A 16,277-nucleotide genomic window follows, 5' to 3' on the forward strand; every position below is an offset into this window, starting at 1 on the left:
AGAGACAATGGCGGAAACCGCAAGCGTCAGCCCGCTTCTGGCCGATGAGGTCGAGACCTGGGACTACCAGGCCGACGTCGTGGTCGTCGGCTTCGGCATCGCCGGGGTGTGCGCGTCCCTCGAGGCCGCCCGCTCCGGGGCCGATGTCCTGGTGCTGGAACGCACCGGCGGCTGGGGCGGCGCGGCCGCCATGTCCGGCGGCTTCATCTATCTCGGCGGTGGCACGGCGCTCCAGCGGAAGCTGGGCTTCGAGGACACCGCCGAGAACATGGAGGCGTTCCTCACCGCGGCCCTGGGCCCCGGCGTCGACAAGGCCAAGATCCACGACTACTGCCAGGGCAGTGTCGAGCACTTCGATTGGCTTGTCGCGCAGGGTGTCCCGTTCAACGAGGTGTTCTGGGGCGAACCCGGCTACGAGCCGCCCGCCGACGAGGGCCTGATGTTCTCCGGCGGCGAGAACGCCGCCCCCTTCAAGGACAAGATCCCGCCCGCCCCGCGCGGTCACCTGGCCTGGACCAAGGACAAGAAGCTGGGCGAGAGGGGCGGCGGCTACATGCTGATGGAGCCGCTCGCCCAGAAGGCCGACGAGCTGGGCGTGCGGCACGAGTACGACGTGCGGATGCGGCGGCTCATCGTGGACGAGACCGGCCGCGTGGTCGGCGTGGCCGCCACCCGCTACGGCAAGCCCGTGCACGTGCGTGCCGAGCACGGCGTGGTGCTGGCCACCGGCAGCTTCGCCTACAACCACGAGATGGTGGAACAGTTCGCGCCCAAGATCGCCGGCCGCCCGGCCGCCACGGTCGAGGAGCACGACGGCATCGGCATCCGGGTGGCGCAGGCGCTCGGCGCGGACCTCGCCCACATGGACGCCACCGAGGTGGCCCTGGTGGTGGACCCGCAGCTGGTGGCCCGCGGCATCCTGGTGAACGGGCACGGGCAGCGGTTCATCACCGAGGACACCTACCCCGGGCGCATGGGTCAGGCCGTGCTGCAGGATCAGGACAACAAGGCGTACCTGGTGATCGACGAGCTCGCGCTGGAGGAGGCCATGGAGACCAAGTCGTCCATGTCGTTCCTGCGCATCGCGCCGACCTGGGTCGCCGAGACCGTCGCGGAGCTGGAAGGCGAGATGGGGCTGCCGGAGCACACCCTCCAGTCGACCATCGACCTCTACAACCACCACGCGGCGCAGGGCAACGACCCGTTCCTGAACAAGAAGACCGAATGGGTCAAGCCCATCCGGACCCCGCTGGGCGCCTACGACCTGCGCGGCTACACCGGCGGCTTCACACTCGGCGGCCTGCGCACCGATCTGGACTCGCGGGTCCTGCACGTCTCCGGCGAACCGATCCCCGGCCTGTACGCCGCGGGTCGCGTCACCTCCGGCATCTGCGCCGGCGGATACGCCTCCGGTTGTTCCCTCGGCGACGGCAGCTTCTTCGGCCGCCGCGCCGGCGTCTCCGCCGCCAAGCAGCTCTGAAAGGACTTCTCCCCCATGCGTTTCGGCATCGTTCTCTTCACCAGCGACCGCGGTATCACGCCCGCGGCCGCCGCCAAGGCGGCCGAGGACCGCGGTTTCGACTCGTTCTACGTGCCCGAGCACACTCACATCCCGATCCGGCGCGACGCCGCCCACCCGCACACGGGCACCAGCGAACTGCCCGACGACCGCTACACCCGCACCCTCGACCCGTGGGTCGCGCTGGGCACCGCGGCCGCCGTCACCTCCCGCATCGAGTTGTCCACCGCGGTGGCGCTGCCCACCGAGAGCGACCCGATCACCCTCGCCAAGACCATCGCCACCCTGGACCACCTCTCCGGCGGCCGGGTCACCATCGGCGCCGGATTCGGCTGGAACACCGACGAACTCACCGACCACGGCGTCCCGGGCAACAAGCGCCGCACCGTGCTGCGCGAGTACATGGAGGCGATGCGGACCCTCTGGACCGAGGAAGAAGCCTCCTACAGCGGCGATTTCATCTCCTTCGGGCCCAGCTGGGCCTGGCCCAAGCCGGTCCAGTCGCACATTCCGCTGCTGATCGGCGCGGGCGGCACCGAGAAGACCTTCAAGTGGATCGCTCGTTCCGGCGACGGCTGGATCACCACGCCGTACGAGTCCGACATCTCCGCCTCCACCGCCCTGCTGCTGAAGCACTGGCAGGAGGCGGGCCGCCAGGGCGCCCCGCGCGTGGTGGCGCTGGCCGGTAAGCCGGACGCCGACCAGCTCGCGGCCTGGGCCGAAGCCGGGGTCACCGACGCCGTCTACGGTCTGCCCGACAAGTCCGAGGACGAGGTCCTCGCCTACCTGGACCGGCTGGCCGCCAAGCTCGCCCCGTTGGGTCTGAACACCCCGTCCGCCTGATCGGATCGGCCGCCATGGCCGATTCACCTGCGGATTCGGTACGGCGGCAAGAATCGTACGCTCGAGCCGTGTTCGAACCCTTGCCTCCGATGCCCGGCCTGCCCGACCCGACCGCGGTGTTCATCACGCACGAGGACACCGCGCGGGCGCTGGCCGAGTCGGCGCTGGCCTGGGTGCGACGGCACTCCCGGCGACGACGCCGCAACGCGCTGCGCTGGGTGATCACGGCGATCGTGCTGTACTCGCTGTGGTCGGTCAGCGGCCTGCTGATCGGGCTGGCGATCTGCGCGGCGCTGGTCGGAATGTACCGGCGGCGCTGGAATTCCGATCCCGCACGGACATTGGCCCTGTTCTCGGCCATGGCCGCGCCGGGCACGGTGATGGCGACCCGGTTCGGGCCCGCCGCGTTCGACGTCCAGGTGGGCGCGGACACCCACCGCCGGGTCCGCTACGACGGCATCCGCGACCTGGAGGTCACGCCCGCGGCGGTCGCCTTCGGCGAGGGTCAGCAGTACCACACCTATCCGCGAGAACTGTTCCCCGACAGCGCACTCCAACTCATGACGGCGGATGCCCACCCGGCCGATCCGCCGAGTCCGATTCCGCCGCTGGCCGATCCGTCGGCCGTCTACGTCGTGCGGCCCGGAGACACGAGCCGGCTGGTCCGGGTTCCGGCGCACAGATTCCGGGTGCGACGGGCGATCATCTTCGCCGCGCTCTCGTCGATCTACCTGAGCACGCTGTATCTGATCCGCGGGTCGGGGCCGATTCCGCTCGCGGCCGCGGGCATCCTGCTGCTGGCCGTCGCGTTCTCCCTGACCTACACCGCGAACCGGAATCGGCGGGAAAGGGAAATGGCGCACCAGTTCCCGCCGGGCACGGGCTTCGCGGCACGCTTCGGGCCGGACGCGGCGGATATTCACCTGGGCAGCCGGCGAACCCGCATCCGGTACGAATGGATCAGCGATATCCGCATGCAGGACGGGGTGATCGAACTGCGGGGCCTGGACGGCGGCGCGTACCCGCGGGAATTGTTCCCGGACTTCGCGATCGCCTACATTCGCGCGCTGAATGCCGAAATGGCAGCGAGCCGCTAGTTGCAGGCGGCGATGCGCTGCAGGATGCGCAGGGTTCCGGTGGCGGCGAGGGTGCGGAACTTGCCGGTGGCCTCGGCGCGGCGGTAGAGCTCGTCCGCGGCGCGCAGTGCCAGCAGGCCGCCGCCGGCCACCCAGTGGGACCAGTCGTCGTAGGCGCGTTCGGCGGCGGCGGAGTCGGAGCCGGTGATCAGCAGCAGGCGCAGCGGAGCGCGCCATTCCCGGACGGCGGCGGCGTAGGTATCGGCGGCATCGCCAGGGCCCGCGGTGATCTCCAGGATCGCGCCCTCGCCCGCATAGGTGCGGGCGGCCTCGGACAATGCGGCGGCCTCGTCCGGGGGCAGCGTGGCGGTGATTTGCTCGATGAGTGCGGGCAATTCGCGCGGGGTGGCGGAGAGCGCGGCGGGGAGCATTCGAAAGCCTTTCCGGTGCGGTCTCATTCATACCGATCGCGCATACCGCGAGTTGCCCGGCGGGCCGAGTCATAGTAGCATCCGGACACGTGTCTGATCCCCTTTCCGACCGCTCAGCGGTGAGCATGGAGGCCACCCGCCGGCGGCTCACCGAGAAGCAGGCCGACACCGTGGACAAGCTCACCCGGGCGGCCATGGACGTGCTGTCCCAGGAGGGGTTCGCGGGGCTGACCGTGCGCATGGTCGCGGCCCGGGCCGGGGTCGGCACGGCGACCGCGTACACGTATTTCTCTTCGAAGGAACACCTGGTCGCGGAGATGTTCTGGCGGCGGCTCGCCGCCACGGACGCACCCGCCGGGGAGGGCATCGACTCCACCGCCCGGGTGCTGGCGGTGCTGCGGCAGATCGCGATGCTGATGGCCGACGAGCCCACGCTCGCGGGCGCCGTGACGGCCGCGCTACTGGGTGTCGACCCCGATGTGGCGCATCTGCGGCTGCGGATCGGCGGCGAGATCCGGCGGCGGTTGATCGACGCGCTGGGCTCCGACTCCGATCCCGAACTCATCGAGACGCTCGAAATGATCTACGCGGGCGCGCTGGTGCGCGCGGGCATGGGTTACGCGTCCTACGCCGAAATTGCCGAGCGCATGGAGAAATCCGCGCTGCGCATCCTGCGGCCCTGAAATAACCATTCCGATTTCGCGCGGGAATCCGTGGGATACCTTGCCGTGCATTCCCTTCCGTAGTACCGTCTGGACAGGTGTCTACCCGGGAGGTCACAGATGACCCTGGTCAAACCGCGCGCGGTATCCGGTGGCGAGCACGAGCACGGCCACTTGGAGGAATTCCGCACCGATCCCATCGCCCTCATGGCCCGGGTTCGGAGCGAATGCGGTGATATCGGCTCGTTCCGATTGGCGGATCGCGATGTCATCCTGCTGACCGGTGCGCAGGCCAACGAGTTCTTCTTCCGCGCCGGCGACGATGAACTCGATCAAGCCGCGGCGTATCCGTTCATGAAGCCGATCTTCGGCGAGGGCGTGGTCTTCGACGCCCCGCCCGAACGGCGCAAGGAAATGCTGCACAACACCGCCCTGCGCGCCGAGCAGATGCGCGGGCACGCCACCACCATCGCCCGCGAGGTGGAATGCATGCTGGCCCGCTGGGGCGACGAGGGCGAGATCGACCTGCTCGAATTCTTCGCCGAACTCACCATCTACACGTCCTCGGCCTGCCTGATCGGGACCAAGTTCCGCGAGGAGCTCGACGACCGCTTCGCGCACCTCTACCACGAGCTCGAGCGCGGTACCGACGCCTACTGCTACGTCGACCCGTACGCCGATATCGAGAGCTTCCGCCGCCGCGACGAGGCCCGCCACCAGCTGGTGAAGCTGGTGCGCCACATCATGGCCGGGCGGATGGCGAATCCGCCGACCGGCAAGGACGATCGGGACATGCTCGACGTGCTGGTGTCGGTGCGCGACGAGCAGGGCCAGCCCCGGTTCTCGGCCAGCGAGGTCACCGGCATCTTCATCTCCATGATGTTCGCCGGTCACCACACCACCTCGGGGACGGCCGCCTGGACCATCATCGAACTGCTCCGGCACCCGGAGGTGCTCGGTCAGGTGGTCGCCGAACTGGACACCCTCTACGCCGACGGCGCGGATGTGAGTTTCCATGCGCTGCGCCAGATTCCGAATCTGGAGGCGGTGCTGAAGGAAGCGCTGCGCCTGCACCCGCCGCTCATCATCCTGATGCGGGTGGCGCGCGAGGAGTTCGAGGTGTGCGGCCACCGCATCGATCCGGGCGACCTGGTGGCGGCGAGTCCCGCTGTCTCCAACCGGATTCCGGAGGCGTTCCCGGATCCGGAGCATTTCGATCCGGGCCGCTACCTGGACCCGAATCAGGAGGATCTGGCCAACCGCTGGAACTGGATCCCGTTCGGCGCGGGCCGGCACCGCTGTGTGGGCGCGGCGTTCGCGCTCATGCAGCTGAAGGCGATCTTCTCGATCCTGTTGCGGGACTGGGAGTTCGAACTGGCGCAGCCGTCCGACAGCTACCGCAACGACCACTCCAAGATGGTGGTCCAGCTGGAACAGCCGTGCGCGGTCCGTTATCGCCGCCGCGCCCGGCCGTCCCAGGACTGACTAGAGCGCGGCCTCGATCGCGGCGACGATCGCCGCGTCCTTGGGCTCGGTGCGCGGGCGGAAACGGCCCAGCACCGAGCCGTCCCGGCCGATCAGGAACTTCTCGAAGTTCCACTGGATGTCCCCGGCCGCGCCGTCGGCGTCGGCCACCTGGGTCAGCTCCTGGTACAGCGGGATGCGGCCATCGCCGTTCACGTCGCTCTTCTCCAGCAACGGGAAGTCCACGCCGTAGGTCGCCGAGCAGAACTCGGCGATCTCCTCGGCGGTGCCCGGCTCCTGGCCCATGAACTGGTTGCACGGCACGCCGACCACGGTGAACCCGCGCGACCCGTAGGTCTGCTGGAGTTCGACCAGGCCCGAGTACTGCGGGGTGAGCCCGCACTTGGAGGCGACATTGACCAGCAGCACGACCTGGTCGTCGGCCAGCTCGGCCAGCGAGGTGGGCTTGTCGGTCAGGGTGCGCAGCGGAATTTCGCGAAGATTGGTCACAAGGCCGAATTCTAGAACGGGTTCGACGGGGTCACCGGCTCAGGAGTAGCGGACCTGCCAATGCTTGATCCCATTGATCCAGCCCGAACGCAGCCGCTGCGGCGGTTCGACCTCGCGGATTTCCGGCATGGCGTCGGCGATGGCATTGAACATCAGGTCGATCTCCAGCCGCGCCAGATTCGCGCCGACACAGAAATGCGTGCCGGTGCCGCCGAACCCGACGTGCGGATTGGGATCGCGCAGCACATCGAATTCGAAGGGGCGGTCGAAGACCTCCTCGTCGAAGTTGGCGGAACTGTAGAACAATCCGACGCGCTGGCCTTCGCGGATCTTCTGCCCGCCGAGTTCGGTGTCCTGGGTGGCGGTCCGCTGGAACGCCGTCACCGGCGTCGCCCAGCGCACGATCTCGTCGGGCGCGGTGTGCGGGCGGCGCTGCCGGTACAGCTCCCACTGATCGGGGTTGTCGACGAAGGCCTTCATGCCGTGCGCGATGGCATTGCGGGTGGTCTCGTTACCCGCCACCGACAGCAGGATGACGAAGAATCCGAATTCGTCGGAGCCCAGCGCCTCGCCGTCGACATCGGCTGTCACCAACTGGCTGACGATGTCGCCGACCGGGCAGGCCCGGCGCTGTTCGGCCATGTTGTAGGCGTAGCCCAGCAATTCGGCATTGGCGGCCATGTTCTGGCCCGCGAATTCCGGATCGTCGTAGTTCATCAGCTGGTTGGACCAGTGGAACAGCTTGTATCGATCGTCCTGCGGCACCCCGAGCAGTTCGGCGATGGCCTGCAGCGGGAGTTCACACGCCACCTGCTCGATGAAATCGCCGCCGCCGGTCGATTTCGCCTCCCGCACAATCTTTTCCGCGCGTTCGGTGAGCGCGGCCCGCAAGCCCTCGACAGCGCGCGGGGTGAAGCCCTTGGACACGATGCGCCGAATCTTGGTGTGTTTCGGCGGATCCATGTTCACCAGCAACGCTTCGCGGCCGAGTTCGAGCTGTTCGGGTTCGGAATCGGCGGGCATCCGGATGATCGAGCCCTTGCGATGGGAGGACCAGAGTTCGGGCCGCCGGGAGATCTCCTTGACGTCCTCGTGGCGGGTGATCACCCAGTACCCGTCGTCGTCCATGGGGGCGGCCTGCTCGGGTGTCTGCGCGTTCCACCAGACGGGTGCGGTACGCCGCAGCAGAGCGAACTCCTCGACCGGACTACGGTCGGCCCAGAGCGCGGGATCGGTGAAGTCGAAGCCGGCGGGCAGTGACGGAACAGACACTGTTCCTCCTCGGGCAAGGTGCCGCTAAGATCACGAAATTGGAACGTGTTTCACAGGAATTCAACCATGCCGACCGGCCATAGGGCAGCGTTTCCAGCCTCCAACCCGAAGTCGATCTTGGGACTGGACAGCCCATCCGGGGTGTCGGCAGACTAGAACCTGTTCTACAGTGATGCCAGGCACACTCGAAGATGAGGTAACTGATATGACCCCTTCCCCGGGCTCCACGTCCGAAGCCGATTACGTCGTCGTTGGCGCGGGTAGCGCCGGCGCCGTGCTGGCGGGGCGCCTCGCGCAGGCCGGCGCGAGCGTGATCCTGTTGGAGGCCGGGCGCAAGGACAACACCCAGCTGGTCACCCGCCCCGGCATGATCTCGATGGTCCACACGGTCCCGCAGCTGAAGAAGCTGGTGACCTGGAAGCAGTACTCGGTCCCGCAGAAGCACGCCAACGACCGCAAGATCCCGATGACCCGCGGCAAGGTGCTCGGCGGCTCGTCCTCGGTCAACGGCATGCTCTACGTGCGCGGCAACAAGGCCAACTTCGACTCCTGGGCCGCCGAGGGCAACAAGGGCTGGTCCTACGACGAGGTCCTGCCCGCCTACAAGCGCCTGGAGAACTGGGTCGACGGCGCCGACGACTACCGCGCCACCGGCGGCCCCATCGAGGTGACCCGCCCCCGCGAGATCACCCCGATCGCCGAGCAGTTCATGACCGCCGCCTCCGAGTCCCTCGGCGCGCCGATCATCAAGGACTACAACGGCGAGTCGCAGGAAGGCCTCTCGATCTTCCAGCAGTCCGTCAAGGACGGCATCCGCTACAGCTCCTCGCGTGGCTTCATCACCAACATGCCGAACTCGCACATGACCGTGCTCACGCACGTGCACGCCACCCGCGTGGTCATCGAGAACGGCCGCGCCACCGGCGTCGAGATCGCCGAGAAGAACGGCACCCGCCGGATCGTGAAGGCCGCCAAGGAGGTCATCGTCTCCGGTGGTGTGATCGGCTCCCCGCAGCTGCTCATGCTCTCGGGCATCGGCCCGGCCGCGCAGCTGCGCGAGCACGGCATCGAGGTCGTCGCGGACCTGCCGGTCGGCCAGAACCTGCACGACCACCTGTTCGTGCCCATGACCTTCGTATCCAAGAAGGCCATCCACCGCGGCATCCCGACCTACTTCGCGCGCGGCATCCTCAAGGAGATGCGCAACCCGGGCAGCTCCTTCATGGGCCGCACGGTCTTCGAGGCCGCCGGCTTCGTCAAGACCAAGTTCGCCGAGGGCGACCACCCGGACATGCAGATCCACACCCTGCCGTGGAGCTACCCGACGCCCAACCAGGACGCCGACAAGCTGCACCTGGTGGACCGCCGCCCGGCCTTCACCATCATGCCATCGCTCATCTACCCGAAGAGCCGCGGCGAGATGAAGCTGGCCTCGGCGGACCCGTTCGCCTCGCCGCTCATCGACCCGGGCTACCTGACCGACCCGTGGGACACCGAGTTCCTGGTCGAGGGCATCAAGATGATCCAGGAGATCATGTCGCACAAGAGCATCGCGGGCGACTGGACCGAGAACTTCTTCCCGGGCCAGCAGTGGGCGGACGAGACCGCGCTGCGCCGCGAGCTCCCCAACCGCGTGCACTCGATCTACCACCCGGTCGGCACCTGCCGCATGGGCGTGGACGAGCGCGCGGTCGTCGACCCGACCCTGAAGGTGCACGGCATCGAGGGCCTGCGCGTCGCCGACGCCTCGATCATGCCCAGCATCACCGGCGGCAACACCAACGCGCCGAGCTACATGATCGGCGAGAAGGCCGCCGAGTTCATCAACGGCGGACAGTAATCCCACCGAGCCGCTCCGGAGACTGCTACTTCCCTGGTAGCTCCGGCGCGCGGGTCAGCGGCCACGACCATCGCTGACCTGCAACAGCCCCGGGCCTCCTACCTCTCGGCCCGGGGCTGTTGTCCTTTCTTCCGAGGAGTCAGCGGTGACCCTGCCCGTCGATCTGTGGCTCAACGCGCCACTGGCCGAATCCGCCTCGCGCGCAGCGCGATTGCGCGAACTCGGGGTGGACGGCGTGTTCACCTTCGAGGGCGCGCACGACGTGTTCGCGCCGCTCACCCTGGCCGCCACCGCCGGAACCGACATCATGACCAATGTGGCCATGGCGTTCCCGCGCAGCCCGATGCATCTGGCGCACACCGCGTGGGATCTGCAGGCGCTCTCGGGCGGGCGGTTCCGGCTCGGGCTCGGCAGCCAGATCCGCCCGCACATCGAGAAGCGGTACGGCAGCGTCTGGTCGGAGCCGGTGGAGCGGATGCGCGACACGGTGCTCGCGGTGCAGGCGATTCTGCGGGCCTGGCAGACCGGCGAGCGCCTCGACTACCGCGGGCGGTTCTGGCAGCACACGCTCATGACGCCGCAATTCGATCCGGGTCCGAATCCGTCCGGGCCGCCACCGGTTCTGGTCGGCGCGCTGGGTCCGCGCATGACCGCCATGGCCGCCGAGGTCGCGGACGGGCTGCTGGTCATGCCGTTCACCACCGAGCGCCACTACCGGGAGCGGACCCTCGCCGCGGTGGGCAAGGGCCGCGGCGACTCCACCCGGCCGTTCGAGATCATCGTGGAAGCCATTGTGGCCATGGGCGATACGGAAGAAGAGCTGGCCACGGCGCGCAAGGCGGTGCGAAACCTGCTGGCGTTCTACGGTTCCACGCCCGCCTACCGCCCGGTGCTGGAGGTCGAGGGCTGGGCGGATCTGCAGCCCGAGCTCAATCTGCTGTCCAAACAGGGTCGCTGGCGGGAGATGGCCGGACTGATCGACGACACCATGGTCGACGCGCTCACGGTCAGTGGCACGCCCGCTCAGTGCGCCGCGCAGATCCGGAACCGCTTCGGGGACACCGCCGCTCGCGTCTGCTGCTACTTCCCCGGCTACCAGGTCCGCGACGAGGCCATCGCCGACCTGGTAGCCGCACTGCACGCCTGATCGAGACCCGCACGCCTGATCAGCCCACGGTGATGGGCTCGGCCAGCTCGTACAGGCTTCGGCGGCCGGTCATATCGGTGACCACCAGCCGCGGCAGGTTCGGACCGAGCCCGTTGTAGACGTGCGAGGCCGCCGGATCGGTGGTGGTCTCGTGCGAGCCGTCGCCGAAGTACCAGTCGTACCGGCGAATGGCGCCGCCCGCCCGCTCCGCGTCGAAACTGACCGCGTTGCCGGACCGGGCGGTCACCTTCGACGCCGTGAACCCGATACCGAACGGCTCACCGCCACCGAACCATTCGCTGATCCGGGGATTCATCAGGAAGGCGTCGGCGTGCTTGCGCGCGACCTCGAGGTCGGGCGGGGACACGGCCGGGATGGCCCGGCACTGCGGCAGGTCGTTGACCTGGGGGCAGACCAGCAGGCGCAGCGAGGCCGCCTCGTCGCCGAGCGGGTTCAGGGCCGGCGTGCGCTCGGCGGGCTGTGCGATGTCCCGGGGCGTCGTCTGCGCGGGCTCCTTCACGACCTGCGCCGGATCCTGACCGCCGACGGCATCCTCGGTGAACAACCCGTCGGCGGCGGTGGCGTACCCCTCGCCCGCGGCGGCATTGGCGTCGGCGACGGCCTGCCGGAACAACTCCGAGGACACCCGCACGAACTCCGACCAGCGCTGGGTCAACGACTCCGGCACCCGATCCCCGTCGTAGCCGTGGAAGTAGTTGCCCACCAGTACCTTCGGTGTGCCGGGCAGTTGGTGCGCGGCCTGCACCGCCTCCCGCATGCCACGTCCGCCGTAGCCGAGGGCGGCTCCGCTGTAATAGGGCACGGCGGCGGCCGGGTTCACCGCGTCCGCGCCCACGCCACCGCATTCTCGGTGCACGGCGGCCGTCAGATCCTGAGTGCCGGGCGTGACCCCCACCGGAATGCCGAAGACCGGGTCCAGATCGTTGAGGCAGCCGTCGATCAGCACCAGATCGACCGGGTAGCCGTTCGCGGTGGCCTCGCCGGTGGCCTTGGCGAGCTGGCAGAACACATCGAGGGTGGCGTCCCCGCCGGGGCATTTGCCGGTCGGGTGCTCGCCGGGCGCGTCCAGGGCGGCGCCGGAGGCGGTGTAGTCGTGCAGGGTGGCGCCGCGGCCGGTCCTGGATCCGAGGGCATCGGCCACCACGTTGGCGAAGCTGTGCTTGCGCGGGGCGCTCACGCCGCCGAGCACCGACTGGCCCCACAACACCGAGTCGCCGACCGAGACCACGTGCAGCGGGCGGCAATCCCGGTTCACCCGGAAGTTCCACGGCTTGCCGTAGCCGCTGACGTCGCCGCCCGGGATCCGAGCGCGCGCGTCCACGCGGAGCAGGCCGTCGCTGGGTAGCTCGTCGTGTCGGAGGTCGAACCCGACCGCCATCACGTCGTTCTCCACCACGGTGATGCCGCTGCGAATCGGCTGGCCGCCACCGAGAATCCGCCACTCCACCTCCGCGTGCGAGTCGACTCCCGGCGGGAAGTAGACGGCGGCGGTGCCGTGCAGCGGGCCGGCGCACGGCCCGTCGGGGGGTGCGCTGACGTCGATGATGAGGGGAAGGTCGCTCGCGGGTTCGGCGACGGCGGGTAGCGGCCGACCAGCCTGCGCCACGATTCCGGCCACCGCGATCGCACCCGCCAGGGCCGGCAGCAGGGCCGCGCGACACCGGCGAGATCGCCACACTTTCATTGCTCCTCCTGGGAGATGCGCAATCCGACAGCAGACCATAGTGCGGATGCGGCGGCACGGCACTCGGAGGCGCGCCGAAATGGCCCAATTTAGCCCGTTCTACCTGCGAATCTGTTAGACAAAAGGGATGAACGCGAGAAATCTGACACTCGCTACAGCCGCCTTCGCATTCACCTTCTTGGCATGGAATCTGATTGGTCCGCTATCGAGCAGCTATACCAAGCGGCTGGACCTCTCCCCCGGCCGGCAATCGCTGTTGGTCGCCACCCCGGTCCTGGTCGGATCGCTGGGCCGGATTCCGGTCGGCGTGCTGACCGACAAATTCGGCGGGCGGTGGATGTTCACCGCCATCTGCTTCATCTCGATCATCCCGGTGCTGCTCGTCGGATGGTCGAATTCCTTTGCGGCGCTGCTCACCCCGCGCCTGGTCGACCACCTCGGCCGCACCCAGACCCACGTGCTGATGGCCGTCGCGCTGGCCGTGATGGGCGCGATCATGTGGCTGTTCGCCCGCAACGCCCCGCAGTGGCAACCGGCCACCGAAGTCCGCCAAAGCGTTTGACCACTACGGAAGGGACCGTATGCGTATCGCTCTCTTCGTCACCTGCATCAACGATGTGCTCTACCCCGGCACCGGACAGGCCACGGTGAAACTGCTGCGGCGGCTCGGCGTCGAGGTGGAATTCCCGACGGCACAGAGCTGCTGCGGGCAGATGCACTGCAATACCGGGTACCGCGCCGACACCGCGAAACTGGCGCGGCACTTCGTCAAGGTGCTCGGGGGCTACGACCGCATCATCGTGCCGTCGGCCTCGTGCGGGCAGGCGCCGCGCGAGTTCTACATGACAGTCGCCGAGGCCACCGGTGATTCGAGGCTCGCCCTCGACACCCAGGCCATTCTGCCCAGAATCCGCGAGGTCACCGAATTCATTACCGACGACCTCGGAATCCACGATGTGGGCGCGTATTTCCCGCACCGGGTCACCTATCACCCGACCTGCCATTCCCTGCGCGTCCAGCACATCGGCGACCGGCCGCTGACACTGCTGCGCGCGGTGGCGGGCATCGACCTGGTGGAACTGCCCGCCGCCGAGGAATGCTGTGGGTTCGGCGGCACCTTTGCGGTCAAGAACGGGGCGGTGTCGGGCGCGATGAACGGCGACAAGGCTCGGCATGTCCGCGAGACCGGCGCGAATGTGCTGACAGCCGTGGACAATTCGTGCCTGATGAACATCGGCGGGCGGCTCGCCAAGGACGGGACCGACGTCCGCAGCCTGCACCTGGTGGAGATCCTGGCCCGCACCACCGCCGACGGGCCGATGCCCGGGCTGCCGCTCGCCGCCGCGGAAGTGGTGTCATGAGCAAGAGTTTCGTGGGCTGGCCGCCGTTCCCGAAGGCTGCCGAACGATCCACCCGCGATCCGCAACTGCGTGCCAATGTGCACCGGGCCACCCACACCATCCGCGCGAAACGCGACGGGCTGGTCGGCGAACGGCCCGACTGGGAGCAGCTGCGCGACAGCGCCGCCGCCATCAAAGACACCGCGCTGCACCATCTCGACTCCTATCTGGTGCGGCTGGAGGCCGCGGTGGAGGCGGCGGGCGGGGTGGTGCACTGGGCGCGCGACGCCGCCGAAGCCTGCCTGATCGTCACCGAGCTGGTGCGCCGCACCGGGGAGACCCGGATCGTCAAGGCCAAATCCATGCTCACCGAGGAGATCGGGCTCGACGACGCGCTGCGCGCCGCCGGGATCGACGCCCGCGAAACCGATCTCGCCGAGATCATCCTGCAGCTCGGCGACGACCTGCCCTCCCACATCGTGGTGCCCTCGATGCACCTGAACCGCGGGCAGATTCGCGACATCTTCACCGCGGAGATGGGGAAGCACGGGCGGCCCGCCCCGGCCGGGCTCACCGACGATCCGAACGAACTGGCGGACGCCGCGCGACTGCACCTGCGCGAGAAGTTCCTGGCCGCCAAGGTCGGCGTCACCGGCGGCAACTTCCTGGTCGCCGAGACCGGCACCGTGGTGATGGTGGAATCGGAGGGCAACGGCCGCATGTGCCTGACCCTGCCCGAGACCCTCATCTCGGTGGTCGGCATCGAGAAGGTGGTGCCGACCTGGCGCGACCTCGAGGTGTTCCTGCAACTGCTGGCCCGCAGCTCCACCGGCGAACGCATGTCGCCCTACGTGTCCACCTGGACAGGCGTCACCGACCGCGACGGGCCACGCGAATTCCACCTGGTCCTGGTCGACAACGGCCGCACCCGCGCCCTGACCGACCCGCTCGGGCGACAAGCACTGCGCTGCATCAGATGTGGCGCGTGCATGAACATCTGCCCGGTCTACGAACGCACCGGCGGGCAGACCTACGGCTCGGTGTACCCGGGACCGATCGGGGCCATCTTGAACCCGCTGCTCAAAGGCGCGGACGATCCGCAGACCGCGTCACTGCCGTACGCGTCCTCATTGTGCGGCGCGTGCAACGATGTGTGTCCCGTACGCATCGACATCACGGGCAACCTTCTCGAACTGCGCAACGATATCGCCGAGGGACCGGCCCAGGTGAAGCATCGCGCCGAACGCGCGGCACTCGACGTGGTCGAGCGCATGATGTACCACCCGCACCTCTGGGCCGCGGCGGTGAAGACAGCGGGGATCGCGGGCGTGGTCGCACCGAAAAAGCGTCTGCCGCCGCCGCTTTCGGGATGGACGCGGAGCCGGTTGGTGCCCGCCGTGCCCAGGGAGTCCTTCCGGACCTGGTGGGCGCGAACCAATGGCGGGCGCGATGGCAATGGGCAGGTCGACGTGATGGGCAACGGACACGGAGGGCCGCGATGAGCGCGCGCGAGGTCGTACTCACCCGCATTCGGGAGGCGCTGTCGGACCTGCCCGCCGCGCAACGCACCACCACCGTGCCGCGCGACTACCTCGGGCAGGCACCGGGAATCGACGAACGGGACCCGGCCGCGGTCACGGCACTGTTCCTCGAACGGCTGAAGCACTATGGCGCGCAATCGCATCGGGTGCGCGCCGCGGAGCTGTCCGCCGCCATCGCGGCGGCACTGCGCGAGCACGGGGCATCGAGCGTGCTCGCTCCGGCCGGGCTGCCCGCGTCCTGGCTGACGGACTGGGCGCGCGGGTCCGGGAATCGCGTCGTCTCCGATGATCCACAGTTGTCCCCAGCCGAACTCGACGCTGTGGATGCCGTGGTCACCGGTTGCGCCGCGGCGATCGCCGATTCGGGCACCGTGGTGCTCGACGGCGGCCCCGGTCAGGGCCGGCGCGCGCCGACGCTGGTGCCCGACTGCCATGTCTGCGTGGTGGGGGCCGAGCAGATCGCCTCGTCGATCCCGGAGGTGATCGGCGTGCTGGACCCGCACCGGCCGCTGACCTGGTTCAGCGGGCCGTCCGCGACGGTGGACATCGAGATGATCCGGGTGCAGGGCGTGCACGGCCCCCGGCAGCTGGTGGTCATCGTGGTCGACTAGCCCCGAAAAGGGGTAATTAGCAGGACTTTTCACTGTTACAAGATCTTGTTAAGGCCGTGCCAAGCACGGCTGGGCATCGTTGTGTCCAACGCCGGAACGCACCGGCGGACCCACCGAGCCACCTTTCCTGGGGCGGGAATGCTGGGGCCGGCCCGTCCACGAGGGGTGACGGGCCGCCCACAGCACACCGATCGACTGGCGTCTCGCTGGGGTATCCGGCCTGCCGCGAAGGGGGTGGCAGGCAGGCGCAGAACCCGCGAGTCCGTCCACGAGGGGTGACGGACACGCGGGTCTGTGTTCTTTCTGCCCTCCGCTT

General features: G+C 68.7%; 15 protein-coding genes. 11 read left to right on the plus strand and 4 right to left on the minus strand.

The features are described 5' to 3' along the window. The first annotated feature begins 7 nt into the window (after positions 1–7). From ACFYTS_RS02330 to ACFYTS_RS02340, 3 genes are all read left to right on the plus strand, one after another. Complete coding sequence (locus tag ACFYTS_RS02330) at positions 8–1,480, plus strand: FAD-dependent oxidoreductase (protein ID WP_387300748.1); 1,473 nt, start codon at positions 8–10, stop codon at positions 1,478–1,480. A 15-nt stretch (positions 1,481–1,495) separates the two neighbouring features. After that, the gene (locus ACFYTS_RS02335; RefSeq protein ID WP_387300750.1) at positions 1,496–2,362 is read left to right on the plus strand and encodes an LLM class F420-dependent oxidoreductase; all 867 of its coding nucleotides are present in this window, start codon (positions 1,496–1,498) and stop codon (positions 2,360–2,362) included. Positions 2,363–2,430: 68 nt separating this feature from the next. Then, entirely contained in the window at positions 2,431–3,459 is a 1,029-nt protein-coding gene (locus ACFYTS_RS02340; RefSeq protein WP_387300752.1) for a hypothetical protein, read from the plus strand. On the opposite strand, the gene ACFYTS_RS02345 is transcribed toward ACFYTS_RS02340, so the two are convergent. Next, on the minus strand, positions 3,456–3,869 hold the full coding sequence (locus tag ACFYTS_RS02345; RefSeq protein ID WP_387300754.1) for a hypothetical protein: 414 nt from the start codon (positions 3,867–3,869) through the stop codon (positions 3,456–3,458). The two genes, ACFYTS_RS02340 and ACFYTS_RS02345, sit on opposite strands and share 4 nt — an antisense overlap. Positions 3,870–3,988: 119 nt before the next feature. On the opposite strand from ACFYTS_RS02345, the gene ACFYTS_RS02350 reads away from it, so the two are divergent. Both ACFYTS_RS02350 and ACFYTS_RS02355 read left to right on the plus strand, forming a co-directional pair. Then, on the plus strand, positions 3,989–4,552 hold the full coding sequence (locus tag ACFYTS_RS02350; RefSeq protein WP_357275948.1) for a helix-turn-helix domain-containing protein: 564 nt from the start codon (positions 3,989–3,991) through the stop codon (positions 4,550–4,552). A 99-nt stretch (positions 4,553–4,651) separates the two neighbouring features. Continuing rightward, entirely contained in the window at positions 4,652–6,016 is a 1,365-nt protein-coding gene (locus ACFYTS_RS02355; RefSeq protein ID WP_387300756.1) for a cytochrome P450, read from the plus strand. Here ACFYTS_RS02355 and ACFYTS_RS02360 read toward each other — a convergent pair whose 3' ends face one another. Together ACFYTS_RS02360 and ACFYTS_RS02365 are read right to left on the minus strand one after the other, a co-directional pair. After that, entirely contained in the window at positions 6,017–6,481 is a 465-nt protein-coding gene (locus ACFYTS_RS02360; protein ID WP_357275946.1) for a glutathione peroxidase, read from the minus strand. It abuts the gene before it with no gap. A 63-nt stretch (positions 6,482–6,544) separates the two neighbouring features. After that, complete coding sequence (locus tag ACFYTS_RS02365; RefSeq protein WP_357275497.1) at positions 6,545–7,777, minus strand: cytochrome P450; 1,233 nt, start codon at positions 7,775–7,777, stop codon at positions 6,545–6,547. A gap of 205 nt (positions 7,778–7,982) precedes the next feature. On the opposite strand from ACFYTS_RS02365, the gene ACFYTS_RS02370 reads away from it, so the two are divergent. After that, entirely contained in the window at positions 7,983–9,617 is a 1,635-nt protein-coding gene (locus ACFYTS_RS02370) for a GMC family oxidoreductase (RefSeq protein WP_387300758.1), read from the plus strand. Between the two features lie 151 nt (positions 9,618–9,768). Continuing rightward, complete coding sequence (locus ACFYTS_RS02375; RefSeq protein WP_387301076.1) at positions 9,769–10,764, plus strand: TIGR03617 family F420-dependent LLM class oxidoreductase; 996 nt, start codon at positions 9,769–9,771, stop codon at positions 10,762–10,764. A gap of 19 nt (positions 10,765–10,783) precedes the next feature. Here the strand turns inward: ACFYTS_RS02375 and ACFYTS_RS02380 are convergent, their stop codons facing one another. Then, on the minus strand, positions 10,784–12,469 hold the full coding sequence (locus tag ACFYTS_RS02380; RefSeq protein ID WP_387300760.1) for a PKD domain-containing protein: 1,686 nt from the start codon (positions 12,467–12,469) through the stop codon (positions 10,784–10,786). Positions 12,470–12,647: 178 nt separating this feature from the next. Here ACFYTS_RS02380 and ACFYTS_RS02385 point away from each other — a divergent pair, with 178 nt between their 5' ends. The 4 genes from ACFYTS_RS02385 to ACFYTS_RS02400 are packed head-to-tail and all read left to right on the plus strand — an operon-like array spanning position 12,648 to position 15,961. Next, a complete protein-coding gene (locus ACFYTS_RS02385; protein ID WP_387300762.1) occupies positions 12,648–13,031 on the plus strand; it encodes an MFS transporter in 384 nt (127 codons plus the stop codon). Positions 13,032–13,050: 19 nt separating this feature from the next. Next, positions 13,051–13,830 (plus strand): (Fe-S)-binding protein, encoded by a 780-nt coding sequence (locus tag ACFYTS_RS02390; protein ID WP_357275488.1) that lies wholly within the window; start codon positions 13,051–13,053, stop codon positions 13,828–13,830. Then, positions 13,827–15,311: a lactate utilization protein B gene (locus tag ACFYTS_RS02395; protein ID WP_387300765.1), complete on the plus strand. Its 1,485-nt coding sequence runs from the start codon at positions 13,827–13,829 to the stop codon at positions 15,309–15,311. The genes ACFYTS_RS02390 and ACFYTS_RS02395 overlap by 4 nt, the downstream gene beginning before the upstream one ends. Continuing rightward, positions 15,308–15,961 (plus strand): lactate utilization protein C, encoded by a 654-nt coding sequence (locus tag ACFYTS_RS02400; RefSeq protein ID WP_387300767.1) that lies wholly within the window; start codon positions 15,308–15,310, stop codon positions 15,959–15,961. The genes ACFYTS_RS02395 and ACFYTS_RS02400 overlap by 4 nt, the downstream gene beginning before the upstream one ends. The last annotated feature ends 316 nt before the right edge of the window (positions 15,962–16,277 follow it).

It is taken from the genome of Nocardia sp. NPDC004151 (assembly GCF_042874235.1).
Taxonomy (GTDB): domain Bacteria; phylum Actinomycetota; class Actinomycetes; order Mycobacteriales; family Mycobacteriaceae; genus Nocardia.

Coding starts and splice junctions, on each gene's coding strand:
- ACFYTS_RS02330 (WP_387300748.1), top strand. CDS start 8: ATGGCGGAAACCGCAAGCGTCAGCCCGCTTCTGGCCGATGAGGTCGAG.
- ACFYTS_RS02335 (WP_387300750.1), top strand. CDS start 1,496: ATGCGTTTCGGCATCGTTCTCTTCACCAGCGACCGCGGTATCACGCCC.
- ACFYTS_RS02345 (WP_387300754.1), bottom strand. CDS start 3,869: ATGCTCCCCGCCGCGCTCTCCGCCACCCCGCGCGAATTGCCCGCACTC.
- ACFYTS_RS02355 (WP_387300756.1), top strand. CDS start 4,652: ATGACCCTGGTCAAACCGCGCGCGGTATCCGGTGGCGAGCACGAGCAC.
- ACFYTS_RS02370 (WP_387300758.1), top strand. CDS start 7,983: ATGACCCCTTCCCCGGGCTCCACGTCCGAAGCCGATTACGTCGTCGTT.
- ACFYTS_RS02380 (WP_387300760.1), bottom strand. CDS start 12,469: ATGAAAGTGTGGCGATCTCGCCGGTGTCGCGCGGCCCTGCTGCCGGCC.
- ACFYTS_RS02390 (WP_357275488.1), top strand. CDS start 13,051: ATGCGTATCGCTCTCTTCGTCACCTGCATCAACGATGTGCTCTACCCC.
- ACFYTS_RS02395 (WP_387300765.1), top strand. CDS start 13,827: ATGAGCAAGAGTTTCGTGGGCTGGCCGCCGTTCCCGAAGGCTGCCGAA.
- ACFYTS_RS02400 (WP_387300767.1), top strand. CDS start 15,308: ATGAGCGCGCGCGAGGTCGTACTCACCCGCATTCGGGAGGCGCTGTCG.